This window comes from Paenibacillus sp. 2RAB27 (assembly GCF_052115445.1).
Classification (GTDB): Bacteria; Bacillota; Bacilli; order Paenibacillales; family NBRC-103111; genus Paenibacillus_E.
Map to the genome: position 1 here is coordinate 148,944 of NZ_JBFRGR010000008.1, position 16,928 is coordinate 165,871.

Annotated in this window: 16 protein-coding genes, 1 tRNA gene and 1 pseudogene; 11 read left to right on the forward strand and 7 right to left on the reverse strand. The window is 42.3% G+C overall.

From position 1 onward, the window contains the following. Window positions 1-26 precede the first annotated feature (26 nt). From AB4114_RS14260 to AB4114_RS14280, 5 genes and pseudogenes are all read left to right on the forward strand, one after another. Window positions 27-5,744, forward strand: a complete 5,718-nt coding sequence (locus AB4114_RS14260; RefSeq protein ID WP_441989044.1) for an Ig-like domain-containing protein — start codon at window positions 27-29, stop codon at window positions 5,742-5,744. Between the two features lie 91 nt (window positions 5,745-5,835). Next, window positions 5,836-5,931 carry a stressosome-associated protein Prli42 gene (gene prli42 / locus AB4114_RS14265; RefSeq protein ID WP_441989125.1) on the forward strand — a complete coding sequence of 32 codons (96 nt, stop codon included), beginning with the start codon at window positions 5,836-5,838 and terminating at the stop codon, window positions 5,929-5,931. Between the two features lie 1,012 nt (window positions 5,932-6,943). Further along, on the forward strand, window positions 6,944-8,431 hold the full coding sequence (gene arfA, locus AB4114_RS14270) for an arabinosylfuranosidase ArfA (RefSeq protein ID WP_441989126.1): 1,488 nt from the start codon (window positions 6,944-6,946) through the stop codon (window positions 8,429-8,431). Window positions 8,432-8,676: 245 nt separating this feature from the next. Further along, complete coding sequence (locus AB4114_RS14275) at window positions 8,677-8,853, forward strand: hypothetical protein (RefSeq protein WP_441989045.1); 177 nt, start codon at window positions 8,677-8,679, stop codon at window positions 8,851-8,853. Between the two features lie 24 nt (window positions 8,854-8,877). Then, window positions 8,878-9,030, forward strand: a pseudogene (locus tag AB4114_RS14280) (iron-containing alcohol dehydrogenase); the annotation flags it as partial. A gap of 261 nt (window positions 9,031-9,291) precedes the next feature. On the opposite strand, the gene AB4114_RS14285 reads toward AB4114_RS14280, so the two are convergent. Continuing rightward, window positions 9,292-9,364: transfer RNA gene (locus AB4114_RS14285), tRNA-Val, on the reverse strand. 266 nt (window positions 9,365-9,630) lie between these two features. Here AB4114_RS14285 and AB4114_RS14290 point away from each other — a divergent pair. Next, window positions 9,631-9,825, forward strand: coding sequence for a hypothetical protein (locus AB4114_RS14290; protein ID WP_028558119.1), 195 nt, complete (start codon window positions 9,631-9,633; stop codon window positions 9,823-9,825). A gap of 48 nt (window positions 9,826-9,873) precedes the next feature. Here AB4114_RS14290 and AB4114_RS14295 read toward each other — a convergent pair whose 3' ends face one another. From AB4114_RS14295 to AB4114_RS14305, 3 genes are all read right to left on the reverse strand, one after another. Continuing rightward, the gene (locus tag AB4114_RS14295) at window positions 9,874-10,164 is read right to left on the reverse strand and encodes a hypothetical protein (RefSeq protein ID WP_236287618.1); all 291 of its coding nucleotides are present in this window, start codon (window positions 10,162-10,164) and stop codon (window positions 9,874-9,876) included. Window positions 10,165-10,364: 200 nt separating this feature from the next. Then, window positions 10,365-10,577, reverse strand: a complete 213-nt coding sequence (locus tag AB4114_RS14300) for an alpha/beta-type small acid-soluble spore protein (protein ID WP_056612568.1) — start codon at window positions 10,575-10,577, stop codon at window positions 10,365-10,367. A 154-nt stretch (window positions 10,578-10,731) separates the two neighbouring features. Next, window positions 10,732-10,890, reverse strand: coding sequence for a hypothetical protein (locus tag AB4114_RS14305; RefSeq protein WP_171635404.1), 159 nt, complete (start codon window positions 10,888-10,890; stop codon window positions 10,732-10,734). Window positions 10,891-11,177: 287 nt separating this feature from the next. On the opposite strand from AB4114_RS14305, the gene AB4114_RS14310 reads away from it, so the two are divergent. The 3 genes from AB4114_RS14310 to AB4114_RS14320 all read left to right on the forward strand — a co-directional run bounded on the left by AB4114_RS14310 (window position 11,178) and on the right by AB4114_RS14320 (window position 12,810). Beyond that, window positions 11,178-11,504, forward strand: coding sequence for a hypothetical protein (locus AB4114_RS14310; RefSeq protein WP_056612566.1), 327 nt, complete (start codon window positions 11,178-11,180; stop codon window positions 11,502-11,504). 177 nt (window positions 11,505-11,681) lie between these two features. Beyond that, a complete protein-coding gene (locus AB4114_RS14315) occupies window positions 11,682-12,233 on the forward strand; it encodes a superoxide dismutase family protein (RefSeq protein ID WP_441989046.1) in 552 nt (183 codons plus the stop codon). A gap of 22 nt (window positions 12,234-12,255) precedes the next feature. Further along, entirely contained in the window at window positions 12,256-12,810 is a 555-nt protein-coding gene (locus AB4114_RS14320) for a hypothetical protein (protein WP_441989047.1), read from the forward strand. A 72-nt stretch (window positions 12,811-12,882) separates the two neighbouring features. Here the strand turns inward: AB4114_RS14320 and AB4114_RS14325 are convergent, their stop codons facing one another. Then, entirely contained in the window at window positions 12,883-13,308 is a 426-nt protein-coding gene (locus tag AB4114_RS14325) for a CBS domain-containing protein (protein ID WP_441989048.1), read from the reverse strand. Between the two features lie 99 nt (window positions 13,309-13,407). Here AB4114_RS14325 and AB4114_RS14330 point away from each other — a divergent pair, with 99 nt between their 5' ends. Both AB4114_RS14330 and AB4114_RS14335 read left to right on the forward strand, forming a co-directional pair. Next, the gene (locus AB4114_RS14330; protein ID WP_441989049.1) at window positions 13,408-13,866 is read left to right on the forward strand and encodes a divergent PAP2 family protein; all 459 of its coding nucleotides are present in this window, start codon (window positions 13,408-13,410) and stop codon (window positions 13,864-13,866) included. 79 nt (window positions 13,867-13,945) lie between these two features. Beyond that, on the forward strand, window positions 13,946-14,383 hold the full coding sequence (locus AB4114_RS14335) for a GNAT family N-acetyltransferase (protein ID WP_441989050.1): 438 nt from the start codon (window positions 13,946-13,948) through the stop codon (window positions 14,381-14,383). Here AB4114_RS14335 and AB4114_RS14340 read toward each other — a convergent pair. Then, window positions 14,380-15,993, reverse strand: coding sequence for an ATP-binding protein (locus AB4114_RS14340; RefSeq protein WP_441989051.1), 1,614 nt, complete (start codon window positions 15,991-15,993; stop codon window positions 14,380-14,382). The two genes, AB4114_RS14335 and AB4114_RS14340, sit on opposite strands and share 4 nt — an antisense overlap. Before the next feature lie 169 nt (window positions 15,994-16,162). Further along, window positions 16,163-16,915, reverse strand: coding sequence for an MBL fold metallo-hydrolase (locus AB4114_RS14345; protein ID WP_441989052.1), 753 nt, complete (start codon window positions 16,913-16,915; stop codon window positions 16,163-16,165). Window positions 16,916-16,928 lie beyond the last annotated feature (13 nt).

Sequence of the window (16,928 nt, forward strand, 5' to 3'; positions counted from 1 at the left end):
ATTTAATATTCAATAGGAGGTAGCAAATGAGAAAGTTTAAAAAAACAATTGGTAGGAATATTTTGGGAACTGCGATTGTCCTGTCATTAATGACAGGTTATAGTTCATCTGTTTTTGCCGTAGATCCTGGCTTTGTGAACAATAATGATGCCGGGATGCCCGTTTTTACGAATCCAACGGGTACGCAAGTAGTTCCAACTGAACCAGCTCCATATAATGCAAGTCGAAGTATGATGATGGATATGTACCAAGCGGATCTGGCAGCAGGAGGAACTTCCTTCTGGATGGACAGCTTGCTCGCTCGGAAGGGGAATGACCCGACAGGCACCTATTTGATGACACGTGGTAAAGCCTTGTATGCGTATACAAATAGCGCCACTGTCATTGGATTTGGCAATAATATCGCTTATTTTGATTTGTTGAATCAAAAAGGCTACTCGATTCAAATCCCTGGAGTCACTTTTACCCAAGATTCATCTAAAAGATTGCAAACGCCAAGTTACTGGTCAGCTTTCTATAATGCGACAGGTTACACGCTGGAAGAAACCAAATTTATTACAGATAACAACGTCGCTGTCGATAACATCATAATTACTAATACGACGACATCATCTAAAACATTTACGTTGACGGCCGATTCACCTTTTGCCACGACGGCATCGGCGGATGGAACGGAGTTGACAGGTACATTCAACGTGCGAAACAATTTAACGAAAGTGTACCCAAGACTCAGTGGTACGGGGATGACTGCGAGCAACGGCATTTTAACAAGGAGTATAACATTAGCCCCAAATGAAAAAATTTCGTTGAAATTCCAAATGGGCTTTATTACAACTGAAATACCTGAGTCGACGACGGATTACAATCGGTTTAGAGCGTACGATGCGAATACGGCGTATATAACCCAGCTTCGCGAATATAACAAATGGTGGGCAGACAATGTTCCTTACATGGATGTTGCCGACGAAAATATTAAAAAGATTATTTACTACAGATGGTGGTTAAGCAGATTTAACTTTCTTGATGCGAATATCCCAGGAAACGACTACCAATTCCCCATCTCCGTAGAAGGTGCACTCGGGTACAATAATGCGATTGTATTAACGCAACCGATGCATATGCAGGATCTTAAATATTTAAGAAATCCCATATACTCTTATGGAGATTGGGTTTCAGCGGGGGAAGTTTCCAGGGACAGTCTGTTTACAGATAATCCAGGAAAACCATCCAACTGGAATAACAGCTATTCACAGTACATTGGGGACTCCGCTTTTCAAACCTATGAAGTCCACGGTGGCCAGCCTAAAATCTTAAATAATCTTGCGCGATATGCGGAAAAAGACGCGAAAGGTCAGCTCGCTCGATTTGATACGAATAAGGATGGGGTTATTAACTATGATTGGGGTTCATTGACTGGTAATGATGGGGACGGAAACGCGTTCCACTATTATGAGAAAAGAGGAAACATCAATCAGGATCGGACTGAAAGCGCATTCGTTTACGGAAACGCTATGGCCTCGGCGAAGGCATACCAATTAGCCGGTAATACAGCCAAGGCTACAGAAATGTTTGCTTTTGCCGATTATCTCAAAAATTCATTTTTATCCGTTATGTGGGATGAGTCATCGAAAATGTTCTTGCAGAAAGATTTACTAACGAACACGTTTATTCCTTGGAAAGAGGCTAATAATTACTACGCCTTCCAAATTGATGGCCTTGTTCCTAAGGATGATCCCAAATACTTAGAATCTCTCAGATACTGGGGGGATAAGACGGAATTCCCGGTATTCCCGTTCTATACCGCCAATCAGAAGGATAAGGCGATATCCGTAGCGCAAGGTGTAGGGGGAACTAACAATTTTGCTAACCTAAACGCATCAGGCAACATTCGCCTTTTCACAGAAGTGCTAAGAAAATATCCGAACCAACCTTACATTACTGCCGATATGTATAAGAAATTGATGTATTGGCTTGGATGGTCGACAGCCTACCAAGGTAATATCAATTATTTGGACAATAATGAATATTGGTTCAACTGGAATCCGACGACTCAACGAATCGACGGAAGATCCGGAATTCATCATAATATTCTGGGTAACTACAATTACTCGGTTATCGAGGATATTATGGGGCTTGTACCGCGAACGGATTCTACAGTAGAATTATCGCCGATTGACATCGGATGGGATCACTTTACCGTAAACAACATGCGTTATCATGGTAGTGATGTCACCATTATCTGGGATAAACCAGGAGACGGCAAAACTTTTTATCCAAATGTGCAAGAAGGTTATTCAATGTATGTGAACGGACAATTAGTGCTTAGAACGGATAAGCTGGCTCATTTGGAATGGAATCCGACTACTGGAGCTGTTACGGTTTTGGATACAAGCAGCGCAAATGTAGAAGTACAGAACAGCAATACCCAAATGAAGTCCTCTGCCGAAGTAGATTTGAACACCTACAACAGAGCTGCAGATTTATTCCAGAAAGCTGGTGTGGATTTGTCGCCGGAATCTGGCGGCGCTGCAAACCTGTCTTTGGATCCAACGACAACGATGACAGCTTCGTATACAAATTCTCTAACATCTGCGGCAAATACGAAATCTGGATTTACGATCAGCGGTAACTTCTTCACTTCGGGTTCTTTTACTGCGAATCCTCCGATTTGGGGAACAAAAGGGTCGACCAATGCGCAGGAATGGCTGCAGGCAGACTTCGGATCACCGAAAACATTTGACGATATCAAACTATATTTCTATAACGATAAACCGGATGTGTTTTACAGGGAGCCATCCATGTATGTGGTCCAGTACTATAACGACGCAACATCGTCGTGGACGGTTATTCCTAAGCAATATAAATCACAGCTCGTAGCCAACTACAATCATGTTCAATTCCCAACGATTACTGCACAGAAAATAAGGGTATTGATGACTCCAAAACCAGGAGCTAGTGTTGGCGTTAAGGAATTCCAAGTCTTCAATACAGGCGTGATTGCTCCGGAAGCTGTCAATACACCTCCTGTAGTTATTGCTCAACAAGATGCTACGGCGAAAATTCCTTTAAAGGCGAAGCTGATTACGAATATTACGGACGATGGATTACCTTCCGCCACGATTGAAAGTAGTTGGGTGATGAAAAGCGGAGTCGCGGGCGGCCAGGTATCTTTTACGAAAGATGCATCCGGTAATACGTTAGCTTCATTTAACAGACCAGGAAACTACGTGCTGACTATCAATGTCACGGATGGTGAATTGACCACATCTGTTGATGTCACAGTTACTGTAGACGCTCTTCCTAACTCTGTTAACTTAGCTTTACAAGCAACACCTAGCACTTCCTTTGTATCATCTTTTGAAAATCTGAATGCCATTAACGATGGTCGCAGTGATCCTGCCAGTTCAACAAGTAAGGGCAGCGGGGCATATGGTAACTGGAATAGTTCCCCCAAGACGCAATGGGTGGAGTACACTTGGGGAACTCCTGTGAATATTAACAAATCCGACGTATATTGGTGGACGGATAACGGCGGAATCTTGGCGCCTACGGCAAGTAAGCTTGAGTATTGGAACGGCACCGCTTATGTGGATGTTCCGAAGGCCGTCGGTAACGGGGTAGCGCTCAATAAGTATAATACAACAACATTCTCACCAATCACGACGACTAAATTACGGATGACTATAACCAGAGGCACACAATGGACTGGAATCTTGCAATGGAAGGTTTACGCTACGCCGACAATTAGCGTAAAACCGGTGAAGGTAAGCACACTGCACGATGTTCTGCCAGTTCTCCCGCCTAAAGTAACCAAGAATTTCGAKGATGGTTCAACGGTGACTGCAAGTGTAATATGGGATCAAGTGACACCTGCGCAAGTGGTGACACCTGGCAGCTTTACAGTAAAAGGTGTTGTTGACGGAACGAATATCGAAGCTGAAGCAACTGTATTCGTGAGGGTAACGAATGAAGTGACGATTAATAGCATACCAGATGAAAATGTCACTACTTTAGTTGGTCAAACACCTATCCTGCCATCGGTAATCGAAGCTTATTATAACGACGGCTCGATTGATAATATCAACGTGCCAGTGACTTGGGAAACCTATGATCCTAATTTGTTAAACCAAGCCGGAACATTCACTATTCGGGGTACGGTACCTGGTACCTCAGTATTAGCCAAAGTCAATGTTACAGTTATCCCAGGGCCTATTACATCGATTACAAATGCAATTGCTTCAACAATCGCTGGGGTAGCGCCTGTATTGCCGCCAAAAGTGAATGTGGTCTACGATAACGGTTCGAATGCTTCGGTGGACGTCGTATGGAATATAACTCCGGCACAGTATGCGACTCCAGGAACGGTTACAATTGATGGGGCCGTTGCCGGGACCACAATAGCAGCCAAATTGACTTTAACGGTAACAGCTAGAGCAGTTGCTAGCATTGCGCCAGTTAACGTAACGACTAATCCGGGCACAGCTCCAGTACTTCCATCCGTCGTAACAGCAACATATAATGACTCGACGATTGCATCGTTGAATGTTACATGGGATGAGATTGATCCTGCGAAATATGCTGCTGTTGGAACATTTAGTGTAAATGGTACGGTTGCAGGCACGACGGTGAAAGCAGTAGCGAACGTATCCGTTATAGCCGTTCAACCGTTTATTACAAGCATTAGCCCTGTAAGTGTATCAACAACAGCGGGAACTGCCCCGGTATTACCGTCATCTGTAACCGTAACTTATAATGACTCGACAACAGCATCTCTCCAAGTCACATGGGATGCGATTGATCCAGCAAGCTATGCAAGTGCGGGAACAATTAGTGTAAATGGTACGGTTGACGGTACGTCGATCAAAGCCGTGGCCAATATTATTGTAAATCTATTGGATGTCATCACATCCAACTTAATTGGACCTGATGATACTCATCAAGTCGTTTATCCAGGCCAATCGTTTGATATGACCTATGGATTAAGCAACCCGGATCCGATCTTAGTTGGTGGCATTTATGCCGAAGATTTGATCGTTAATTATGATCCGACACAATTACAGCTAAGTGCGGTTACTTCGCTGATCGATGGCATTTTTGTGAGCCAAACTGGAACACCGGGGCACATCCGTATCCTCTCGGCGAGTAAAGGGGCAACTCATGCCATTAACAGCAGCAATAGTGGAGCGATCTTGAAGCTGAGTTTCTTGGCAAATCCCACTGCGCAGTCTACGAGCAGCACAGTCTCCTTGTCGGGCGTGGTTGTCTCCGACAGCCATGGCGTAGAGAAACAAGTGCAAGGCGCAACCAGCAGCGCTCAAATTACAGTCGTTGATAAAGCGACTTTGACGACGCTGATCGCATCTGCACAAGCCAAGTACGACACGGCTGTGGAAGGAAGCTATCCGGGTCAATATCCAGCCGGATCGAAAGCGGCTTTACAAACGGCGATCGCGACGGCGCAAGCTGTAGTCAATAACGCTACAGCCACACCGGCTCAAGTAAGTCAAGCGGCAATTGATCTGAATACGGCAATTCAGACATTCCTTGCTTCGATTCACGTAGCGCTTCCAGGCGATCTGAACGGCGACAATAAATTCAGCATCGGAGACCTCGCCATTGTTGCAAGTCACTATGGTGAAATCGCAACTGATGCGAACTGGTTGGCAAGTGCGGATATCAATAATGATGGTGTCATTGATATTATCGATCTTGCTGCTGTAGCACATAATATTATTTCGCAGTAAATAAGTAATTGGTTTGGAGGAAGGCGGCCATCGCACGGCGCCTTCCTCCAAATTTATTTTACGAGAGCAGTGGAAAAAGAAGTGAATCGTGGTGCTTTCCAAAAAACGATGGTTTAAAGTCGTTATTTACTTGATGCTGACTATTATGGTGTTATCTAGCTTACTTTTTACCGCAGGCCTATTGTAAATTCCTGATCCTGTCATAGAAAAAGAGGTGAACTGTCTTGAAGAAAAGAGTAGGTTTTGCAATCTTGGTTGCGAGCGTCATTGTAGCTATGACAGTACCTTTTTTTATTATAAAATATCAAAGGCTTCATCGGATTCCTATTTGGCTATTGTCGATGGAGAAGGGATAACGAAAGCAGAGTTTATGGTTTTTTTTTAAGACTCAAAAAGACAAGTTACTTTCCGAAAAGATATTACCGACATAAATACCCAAACAGATTTCTGGAAAATTAAGATTGACGAAGATACTGCAGAAGAGGTGGTAAAGAAGAATACCTTAACTAAGCTTAAAGAACTTAAGATTCAGCTACAAAAAGCAAAGGAGAATAATCTTGCCTTGGATTCAAATGACTTACAAAATGCAAAAGGTGAAATATTGGCGACCTTCGCGGTCTCCACGGTACGTTTACCTTTAACGATGCGGACAACGCATCTAACGTACGCTTTAAGTGGGAGATGGGAGGAGGATCGCTGTATKATGCAGGTTGCTATCCAATCAGCGCGCAAGGCTGATTTTGAACAAGGAACCATAAGCAGCTCTTTTATCCCCTGCTCATGATTATGTGGATATGATGGCTTCAGGTCTGATCGAGTTTGCAGATGGATTAGCTCTTACTTTTGAATGCGGCATGTGGTAGTCCTTTCGAAACACTTTAGAAATTTATGGAGCGAAGGGGCGGATAGAAGTGCCATTCACTTATTTGTGTGAGGCAGACAGCACGGCCGATTAACGGTACAACCAGAATAGAGACGACTGCGAGACTAAATCAATATGCGCTGCAAATTGATGATTTCGCCTCCAGCATTCATGGAGAACGTCCTCTGCGTTTTCAACCGGAAGATGCCATTCGAAATATGAAAGTCAACGACAGTTGTATGGAGTCTGCGGCTAGAAGAATACGGAACCAGCTGTAACATTTACCTCAATATGTTGGAAAGGTTGTGGAATTGTGACGGAGCAATTAAAAGCCAAAATGAAGATAGATAAGGATTTCAAGATTGGAGATATTGACAATCGGATTTATGGCTCTTTTATTGAACAGCTTGGACGAGCTGTTTATGGAGGCATATATGAGCCTGGACATGAAACTGCTGATGAGAAAGGCTTCCGTCAAGATGTGATGAAGCTTGTAAAGCAGTTGAAAGTTCCTGTCATTCGCTATCCCGGAGGCAACTTTGTTTCTGGCTATAATTGGGAAGACGGAGTAGGGCCGGTAGAGCAGAGACCAAGAAGACTGGAGCTTGCCTGGAAGACCATAGAAACAAACAGTTTTGGAACGAATGAATTTGTACAATGGGCCAGAGAAGTTAATGCAGATGTTATGATGGCTGTAAATTTAGGGACACGCGGTGTAGATGAAGCACGTAATTTGATCGAGTACTGTAATCATCCGGGTGGGACCTATTGGAGCGATTTGAGAAAATCACACGGATACAAAGATCCGCACAATATTAAAATGTGGTGTCTCGGAAACGAAATGGACGGCCCTTGGCAAATCGGTCAAAAGACGGCTGACGAGTATGGAAGAATAGCATGCGAAACAGCAAAGGTGATGAAGTGGGTGGACCCTTCTATTGAATTAATCGCATGTGGCAGTTCTTTCCGCGCAATGCCGACTTTTGGACAATGGGAAGCAACAGTGCTTGAGCATACCTACGAACACGTAGACTATATTTCACTCCATACTTACTATGGCAATCCGCAAAACGATATTTCCAATTACCTTGCCCGCACGATGGATATGGATCAATTCATCCGATCAGTTATCGCCACTGCAGATTACGTACAAACCAAAAAAGGCAGCAAAAAGAAAATTCATCTTTCTTTTGACGAGTGGAACGTATGGTATCACTCCTTGGAAAGCGACAAAAAAATGTCTCCTTGGCAAATTGCTCCTGCGCAACTAGAAGACACGTATAATTTCGAAGATGCTCTGGTCGTAGGGTGTATGTTGATCACTTTGCTGAAGCATGCAGACCGCGTAAAAATGGCTTGTTTGGCTCAGCTTGTTAATGTGATCGCACCTATAATGACAACGACAGGCGGTCCGAGCTGGTGCCAGACTATCTTTTATCCATTTATGCATGCATCGCTATATGGAAGAGGAACGGCTCTACTTCCACTGGTCTGGTCCCCGGTATATGACAGTAAAGATTTCACGGATGTGCCTTATCTTGAATCTGCAGCAGTATACAATGAGGAACTGGAAGAGCTTACGATCTTTGCTGTTAATCGTGACGAGAAGCGCACGCTTGTTTTGGAATGTGAAATTAGAGAATTTGCAGGCTATAAAGCGATCGAACATATCGTTTTGGAAAATGAAGATTTGAAAGCTGTGAATTCACAAGATAAACCTGATCAAGTAGTTCCGCATAATAACAGAACAGTGCAATTAGACAATGGGCTGTTGACAGCTGAGCTGCCTAAAGTTTCATGGAACGTGATTCGTCTGAAAAAATAGAATTGTTATACTCAACTGCAAAGAGTGTAGGTCGAATGATTGTATTCGACCTGCACTATCCTTATTATATGTATTTAAAAATGATATTCGGAGGCTCTTTTTACATTTTTCTGCTTCGACAATTTTTGCTTTCATGATTTTTTCTGAAGCAGATACCATTCAGCCGGATATGCAGGTGTTTAACAATGAATCGGAAAAGCGTCCGGAGCTTCGCAACATTCAGGACTATCAGACGGGTTCCATTTATGAAACAAGAATTATTATCGATAACCATACTGGAGCTCATTTGGATGCGCCGTTACATATTCTGGAAAATGCGATTGAAAGAGGTTGTCGCAGGCTACTATTTTTTCATCCTTGCTCCTCTGAAATTGAAGGGAATTGAGGCCGCTCCGGCTAGGGCTATCCTGCTTGGATTTTGATTGACTACTTTGGGAGATATAACTATGAACAATTTTGAATTTGAAAATCCAACTCGCATTTTTTTTGGTCAAGGAATGGTTGACCGGCTTAGCGAACAGGTTGAGTCGTACGGCAAGAACATTTTGCTTGTCTATGGGGGAGGCAGTATCAAGCGGAGCGGACTATACGACCGTGTTAGAATATTTGCTGACATTAATAAATTCGCTTCTGCCTAGGATGTAGAATATAGTAAAAGCTGACCGCACACTGGTCAGCTTTTTTTATGTTGCTTATGGGAAGCACGATTAGGTAATTTCCTATAGATGAAATCCCGTTAACCTTATAATGAATCACTATATGACCAGAATATGACCAGTAGCTCATTTAAGGTACAAAACTGAAGAAAATAGCGTTGGAAATAAATGAAAAAAGCCTTGATTATCAAGGCTTTCACGGTATGACCTGTAGTGGGCTCGAACCACTGACCCCTACCCTGTCAAGATAGTGCTCTCCCAGCTGAGCTAACAAGTCGTTTATAGATACAGGTATCAATATACCAAAAAACCGAGAGACTGTCAATTGTTGGGCGGAGTTACTTCCGCCAGAAAAAAATCAGCTTATGCAGGATGGAATAAGGCTTTCGTCTCTTTTTGGACCGAGGAATGAAGGAGAATGGCTCCGATCTGGTCATGGAAGTGAAATTAATGTACCATAATTCAGCGATGTTTCCTAGTATAGCTTTCATCTTGCGTGAATTTATGGTAACTTGAGAACATTAGAGTTTGGGAGGATTAGCTATGACGAAACAACAACATCGTTGGAATTTACGTTTAAAGAGTAGTAATGTGTATTTAGGTACGGTGTACCTTGGCGACCCACTACCTGAAGTGGAAGATGTGATCATGATCGGCGAGAAGAAATATACGATTCTTGAGCTCGGAAGCACGCGCGACGCAAGTGACGTTTTCGTAGAAGAAGTGAAGAAGAAGTAATGGAAATAATCGAAGGAGCAGATCCAAGTGATCAGCTCCTTCTTTTTTTTATGTGATGTGGTATAAGGACGCAAGGCAATCAACGAACATTTTGTTATACTCTTCACGTGTGAGGTCTTTACTGCAAGCGATGTCTCTTCCCAAAAATTGAAACCAAGTAATTTCTGTAAGATTTTTCTTATACACAAACTTGTCATGCTGAATAAGAAAGGTATCATTTTCGAAAAAAGGTACTTTGTCAAATTGCAGGGCTGGTTCGTTTTGCTTTTCGCTCACTAATGTGGCCAGAAGAATTAACATGCGGAAAGGATCGCGGAAAATTTCGTATTGCGTGGTCATGGTTTCAACACTCCTTTTTCGGGTATCCAAGCAAGGTAATCATACTAAAACCAGAGGATTAATTATAGATGTTAGCTTAAACTGGTGAGGAAATTCAAGGGAAATCAGAGGAATTTGAAGGAAATAGAAAAAAGACTGAAGTCACTCTAAGGAGGATCGAGTGATTCAGTCTTTTTTGAGCTTGCTCCTACATCAAAGGATTAGCGTTTGTAGCCGCCTAAAGATTGTTCAGCCATTTGCACTAATCTTTTTGTGATGTTGCCACCGATTGAGCCAGCATCACGTGTTGCCAAATTACCGTTGTAACCAGATGGGGAGAGAGGGACACCAATTTCCTGAGCGACTTCATACTTCATTTGATCAAGTGCTGCCTTTGCTTCTTGTACGACTAAAGTGTTTGATCTGTTAGCCATTCAAAATCATCTCCTTTTTATTGGTACACCAGTATTATTTGAATGTTCAGAATATTTATTCGCTGAAATTAAAAAAAATTTTAGTATGTAAAATCAATAAACCCCCAACTGTGAAGTTGAGGGGGATATTTGATCATGTATGATAACGGTTACATTATTCTTCGGATTGTTCTGCTTCTTCCTCTGCAGCAGCTGCTTCTTCAATCGCTTCAGCGATTACTTCTTCAGCCTCTTGACTTACCACTTCTTCAGTGGATTCAGCAGAGTTTTCTTCTTGCTCATTTTGTTGTACTACTTCTTCTTCTTGGCTCATTTTTGTCACCTCCTCTGATACGTATAGTAACATTGTAGCACTTCTAATAGGTTATACAAGTAGGTTGAGAGCGAATCTATCAGATTTAATGTAGTCTTAATAGTTTTGTCATTCTATAGCGGAATTGTCATGCAAAATAAGTCGAATACAAGGAGAAAACCCGCTATTTTAGAGGGTTTCAGCTTGTATGCATGTTTTATTTTGCTATGAATATAAATGAGGCTAAGCAACAATATTTAATGTTTTACTATGCTGAGTTTCTATGAAAACTCATAGGAGGAATCCGAATGAATCGGTCGGATGTTATTTTAGAGCTACAACTTGTACCGGAATTGTTGAAACAAGCGGAAGCCATTTATGTCGATGCCGTATCTGAATTGAATTGGGCAAAGCATATGCTTCTAACGAAGGAGTATGAAGTCATTGGTGAAGGGCTCGTAACAGGAAAGAATGAGCTGCAGCGGCAGGCGGAATTATGGCCATACACGAAAGAGTTGCAAAAACAGGTTCTACAGATGGAAGACGCGGTTGAGCATACGAAGGTGGAATTTCACTTTTACAAACGAAAATTAGAAAACCTACAAATCATCGCTAAGCTCATGACTATTTTATAATCTCATTTAAAACGAACATGGAAGAGGATGCCTGTAATCGAAAGATTGCAGGTTTTTTGCCTTTTCAAAGGAGGAATTAGAAAATTTGTTAGTTGTTATGTGGTTATCGTGAGGGGCAGTTGTGCATCCTAAGGGTAGAATATACCAATGTGAAGTATTACAGGAGGATTGTACATAATGAAAACAGTTCAAATGATAATGACAGCAAGCTTGGGTCTCGTGATAGTGACAGGGTGCCAATCAGTTCGAAGTACCTCAGTATCAGAAGCCACCACATCGCCGGAAACGATTCGTGTAGCGCTCATAGGATCTAATAACCAATCAGTAGGTTCTGCGCAATTAACCGCTGTAAGAGACGGTGTACAGATCGATGTAGAAGTCAGCGGACTTTCTCCTGGCCTTCATGGTCTGCACATTCATGAGAAGGCTATATGTGAAGCACCAACGTTTGATTCGGCAGGAGTGCATTTCAATCCACATATGAAGGAGCATGGCTTCCTTAATCCGAAGGGTGCACATGCCGGTGATTTGCCAAATCTCATTGTAGATGCACAAGGTAATGGACGATTTAGCAGTGTTACGAAAGCCGTCGTCTTAGAAAAGGATAAGCCTAACTCGCTATTTAAACCGGGCGGAACTAGTTTAGTTATTCATGAGAAAGCAGATGACTTGAAAACAGATCCTTCTGGCAATTCGGGTAAGCGTATTGCATGCGGTGCTGTGAAATAAGGGAAGGAAGGGTTTCGACAACATGATCAAAACACAGGATCTCAAGCTGCAAATGGATGAATTAACCAAACAAAATGATATGGTACTCATTGAATTAGAGCAAGTCAAAAAAATGTTGATCTCAAGTGCGCAAGGCTCACAAGACAGCCAGGGGCAGCAGCAAGCTTCCTCTAGCGATGGAACTGCTGCGTCAAACAACTCGACACAAGATACGTCCCAGGGTCAAGGCCAAGGTCAAGGTCAAAGTCAAAGTCAAGGTCAAGGTCAATCACAAGCTCAAGGCCAACCACAGGGTCAGAATCAGAACCAAGGTCAAAATCAAGGTCAAAATATGAAATCAGACCAAGGGAATTCGAATAATCAGCAAGTCACTGATTTGGCGAATGAACTTTTGAAAATTAAAGATTTAGTCGTGAAACTGGAACAAAAAACGTCCCAGTACGTCAGCAGTCAATCGAATGGCTCGCTAACGGAAAAGGATGCGGTGAATCTCATTTTGACATTAATGAATGGGATGGTTGACTGGGCGAGCGAATTTGTCTCGTCTAAGGCTTCTTCCAATGGACAAGTGCAGTAACAATATCCCATGTAAAAAAGCAAAAAAGGCTGAGTCTCTCAGCCTTTTTACTATGCCTATAAAATAAAAAAATTAGGACTGTACAACGTTGGCTTGTAAATTCATTTGTTTGGCGCAATACTCGATAATTTCGCTACGTCTGACAATTCCAATGAATTTGTCGGAATCATCGACGACAGGTACGAAGTTTTGTGCTTTTGCCAAATCAATCAGGTCAACCATCTCGGCATGAATATGAACGGGTTTATTTTTAACACGTAAAGGAACCTCTTCAAGTACATGGCGATGAGCGTTCTCAAAGCCGATATGCGCTGCATTCTTGAGAAACCAAAGTAAATCTCCTTCCGTAACGGTTCCTACATAATGTCCATCATCAGAAAGGATCGGAACAGCGGTATATCGATGATACTCCATGCGCTCCAACGTTTGACGAAGGGTTGCTTGTGGAGTCGCGGTAATGACCTCGGATTTAGGTAACAGGAAAAAAGCGATATTCATCAGTCACACTCCTTACATAAGAATCAATGTGTCTAGTATAGCAAACTTTGCGCATAGAATCTAAACCTGTGATGGATGCTAGTAGTGAGGTGAATGGAAATGAATCGAGCATTGACTACAGCTGTGATCGGTATTGGAGCCGCTCAAGCCATCAAATTACCATTAACGTATATGTTCAGTAAAAAATGGGATTGGTCACAATTGGTTCAAACTGGTGGTATGCCAAGTTCGCATTCTTCTGGCGTTACGGCACTCGCTACCTACATTGGGATGAAAAGAGGCTTCTCAGCCATAGATTTCGCGGTGAGCTCCATATTCGGCGCTGTCGTCATGTATGATGCGATGGGCATTCGTAGATCCGCTGGAGAAATCGCGGTAGAAGTGAATGATTTAGACGAAAAGGTGGAGCGGATTGCCCAGCAACACCCGGGGATCTATCACGCCAGAAGAAGGAAAGCGCTAAAGGAACGATTAGGTCATTTACCACGGGAAGTTGCAGCTGGTGCTCTGTTAGGATTTGCGATTGGTGCTTGCAGCTACTTATTGGAACGAAAGTAAAATGTGTAATCACTCATGTGGACAACTTTTTCGGAATGGGATAAGATCAAGAAACGATCTTAGAGAGGAAGATGCCCACATGAAAACGATTCGTGTTACAACAATGGATCAACTGAAAGCTTGTTTTGCTGTACGATTTAACGTATTTGTGGATGAACAGCAAGTACCTGCACATCTTGAGATGGATGAAAAGGACGACTCTCCTGAAGCCTGCCATCATTTGCTCATCATGGATGGTGAAGCTCCGATTGCGACTTCTAGATGGTATGAATTCCAAGAAGCAATAGCCAAATTGCAACGTGTCGCTGTCTTGAAAGAGTATAGAGGAAGATCCCTTGGGAAACTACTCATACATGCTATGGAACAACAGGCTCTCGAGCTTGGTTGCAAATATGCAATTCTAGATGCGCAATGTCAAGCAGAAGGCTTTTACAGTCAGTTAGGCTATACGGTGATCTCCGATGAGCCTTTCTATGATGCCGGAATTTTGCATGTCAGAATGAAGAAAACTCTTTAACTTACAGCTGAATTGTCATTCCCATTGGTCATATTAACGGCAAGTGGGAAAGTAAGAATAAATCGTGTCCCTATACCGAGCTCACTCTCTACTTCTAATGTACCTTGATGATCCTGTACGATTTTATAGCAAATCGATAATCCCAAACCTGTACCCGTTTCTTTGGTTGTAAAGAAGGGATGGAAAATCTTGTCGAGTTGATCACTCGGTATGCCAGGACCATTATCCGCAATGACTAAAGTCGCGTTCTTCTGATCGCGGCTTAATTTCATGTGGATTGAACCGTTTGATTCCATGGCTTCGCAAGCATTCTTCATCATGTTTAATAAGAGTTGTATCATTTTATCTTGATCCATAAGCATGTGAACGGCATAGGTTGACTCATGAAAATGGATCTCATGTCCCGAGCTGGTCGCTTCGGACTCAATGAGCGAAATAACTTTGAGCACGCATTCATTCAACGAATGGGTTTGAAAGACAGTTTGGTGTGGTTTGGAGAATTGAAGGAACTCACCAGTTAAATCACTCATCCGATCAATCTCATCCATGATGAGTCCATACCAATTTTCAATATTGTAATCGCTTGCTTTTGATAATTGCAGAAAACCTTTAACCGTTGTTAAGGGATTTCGAATCTCATGAGCCATACCAGAAGCTAGTTCACCGACGACACGTAGTTTCTCTGAGCGCTGCATTTGCTCTTCACGTTTTAACCAAGATTCACGTTTCTTCATAAATAGATTATGCTCCGCGTGCAAAATAAGATCATCTTTCGTCAACGMGTCTTGAGGAAAGATGGCAATACCATATGTATTTTGGATCCCAGTAAGCTTAGGGAGTTCAGAATCAAGCTTCTGCTGATAGGAGGCTGTTGTCAGAAAATCTTTGTTAAGCGGCATAACGACAGCGAATTCATCGCCGCCATATCGCGAGATAAATAGTGCTTCTTTGAATAGGATTTGAAGGAGATCAGCCATTTGCTTTAGTACGAAATTACCAGCTTGAAATCCGCCCGAGGTATTCATTGCCTTCAGATCCGTGCAGTCGATAAGAAACAGCACAAGGGGTTGATGAAGTTTGATTTGCTGCTCGAGTCTTCGATGACATTCTTCATAATTATAGAGACCAGTTAGGGAGTCTTTTTGCGTTAATAAATGTCGCTCATTGCGGATACGTTCCAATTTGCCACTGCGGAGATGGATGGTTCGTGTTAGCCAAGTGACGGCAGCAAAGTCGAGGATACTCATGGATCCAAACATGGATTCCCTAGATGCCGAATGCGTGATGAAATTAACCGTAGATAAATAAATGATCATGGCACTTACGGAAAATCCCCATGCTCTCCACGTATTTTCTTCCTTGAAGGAATAATGTGAAAGCGTTAATAAATATAAAGGATAGCATAAGGCAGATTGTCCAAGTGCGTGAAGAGAACCAATGAGGAGTAGTTGAAGCCAAGGCATAGCCGGGTGTGAAGAGTGGAATCGAACGGATAAGACAAATAGACAAACAGCTAGAAGAAACAAAGGGATATTCAAGTCCGAATGCAGATAAATCGTATATAGGCCATACAAGATTACATACACATAATAAAACCCATTGATATTCACCGTATCAGCTCCCGATTGGAAATTTCCTCCGTTCATACACTCTTGTGACATGTTCTATGCTTGTCATAAAATCCCTGCTGTTCACGAAAAAAAAATGAAAAATGAAGGGGGGAATTATCGAAAGAAGCCCTGAGAAAATGAATTCTCAAGGCTTTAGTTTGCGGCAAGATCAATCGGAGATCTCGATGATTTCATGTTTGTGGATAAAGGTCATGGGACCTGTTTGACCAATGAATTCTGTCATGTGATCGTCATAGTGCATCAAATATATGAGTTTCTGAATATCCTCTGGAAGGGTAAGTAGTTCTTCCAATGTTGTGTGAACATATCCAGGTCCGTTTAATTGACAATCGTGAAAAATGGTGTGACAATTTCTTGTATGGGCAACTTCGTTGATGAGAAAGTCTTTATTAAATTGCAAATCAGCACTATAGAATGTCCGGTGATTAATGAACATCGAATAGTTAAGTTTCTGGGCAATGTGCAAGGTAGGGATGATTTCAATTGTTAGCTCTGGAGATAGTTGATAAGGTACTCTTTCCTGTAGAAAAACCAGTTCGAAATAGTCCTGAAGCTGATGGAAGCCATCCTCCGGATTATAGAGTCCGCCTTTCAAACTATTTTCCCAAAGAACTTCAGCTAATGCCTCTGTAACATAAAGAGTCACACGTTTGCGGTTATATTGATAGAATAAACGAAAGGCTACTTCTTCAAGGCCGCCTATATGATCAGCATGAATATGTGAAATAAGAATTCCATCAATTTGATCGAGCTCTATCGCAATCTCGCTAAGTGATTTAGGCACTGTGGGTCCACAATCAATAAGAATAGTGGCATCGGTAGTTCGAATTACTGCACTTGTATTGTAATACAATTTGGAAAAGGCACTGCCGGTTCCCAACATTTGAATTTGCAAACTCATTCAGTGTCCTCCA

What these genes read in the sequence shown, in the direction of transcription:
- AB4114_RS14295 (WP_236287618.1), bottom strand. Translation starts at nt 10,164, where the DNA reads ATGACCACGCAATACGAAATTTTCCGCGATCCTTTCCGCATGTTAATT.
- AB4114_RS14275 (WP_441989045.1), top strand. Translation starts at nt 8,677, where the DNA reads ATGAAACAAGAATTATTATCGATAACCATACTGGAGCTCATTTGGATG.
- AB4114_RS14325 (WP_441989048.1), bottom strand. Translation starts at nt 13,308, where the DNA reads ATGAATATCGCTTTTTTCCTGTTACCTAAATCCGAGGTCATTACCGCG.
- AB4114_RS14320 (WP_441989047.1), top strand. Translation starts at nt 12,256, where the DNA reads ATGATCAAAACACAGGATCTCAAGCTGCAAATGGATGAATTAACCAAA.
- AB4114_RS14300 (WP_056612568.1), bottom strand. Translation starts at nt 10,577, where the DNA reads ATGGCTAACAGATCAAACACTTTAGTCGTACAAGAAGCAAAGGCAGCA.
- arfA (WP_441989126.1), top strand. Translation starts at nt 6,944, where the DNA reads ATGAAGATAGATAAGGATTTCAAGATTGGAGATATTGACAATCGGATT.
- AB4114_RS14315 (WP_441989046.1), top strand. Translation starts at nt 11,682, where the DNA reads ATGAAAACAGTTCAAATGATAATGACAGCAAGCTTGGGTCTCGTGATA.
- AB4114_RS14335 (WP_441989050.1), top strand. Translation starts at nt 13,946, where the DNA reads ATGAAAACGATTCGTGTTACAACAATGGATCAACTGAAAGCTTGTTTT.
- AB4114_RS14305 (WP_171635404.1), bottom strand. Translation starts at nt 10,890, where the DNA reads ATGAGCCAAGAAGAAGAAGTAGTACAACAAAATGAGCAAGAAGAAAAC.
- AB4114_RS14290 (WP_028558119.1), top strand. Translation starts at nt 9,631, where the DNA reads ATGACGAAACAACAACATCGTTGGAATTTACGTTTAAAGAGTAGTAAT.
- AB4114_RS14310 (WP_056612566.1), top strand. Translation starts at nt 11,178, where the DNA reads ATGAATCGGTCGGATGTTATTTTAGAGCTACAACTTGTACCGGAATTG.
- AB4114_RS14330 (WP_441989049.1), top strand. Translation starts at nt 13,408, where the DNA reads ATGAATCGAGCATTGACTACAGCTGTGATCGGTATTGGAGCCGCTCAA.
- AB4114_RS14345 (WP_441989052.1), bottom strand. Translation starts at nt 16,915, where the DNA reads ATGAGTTTGCAAATTCAAATGTTGGGAACCGGCAGTGCCTTTTCCAAA.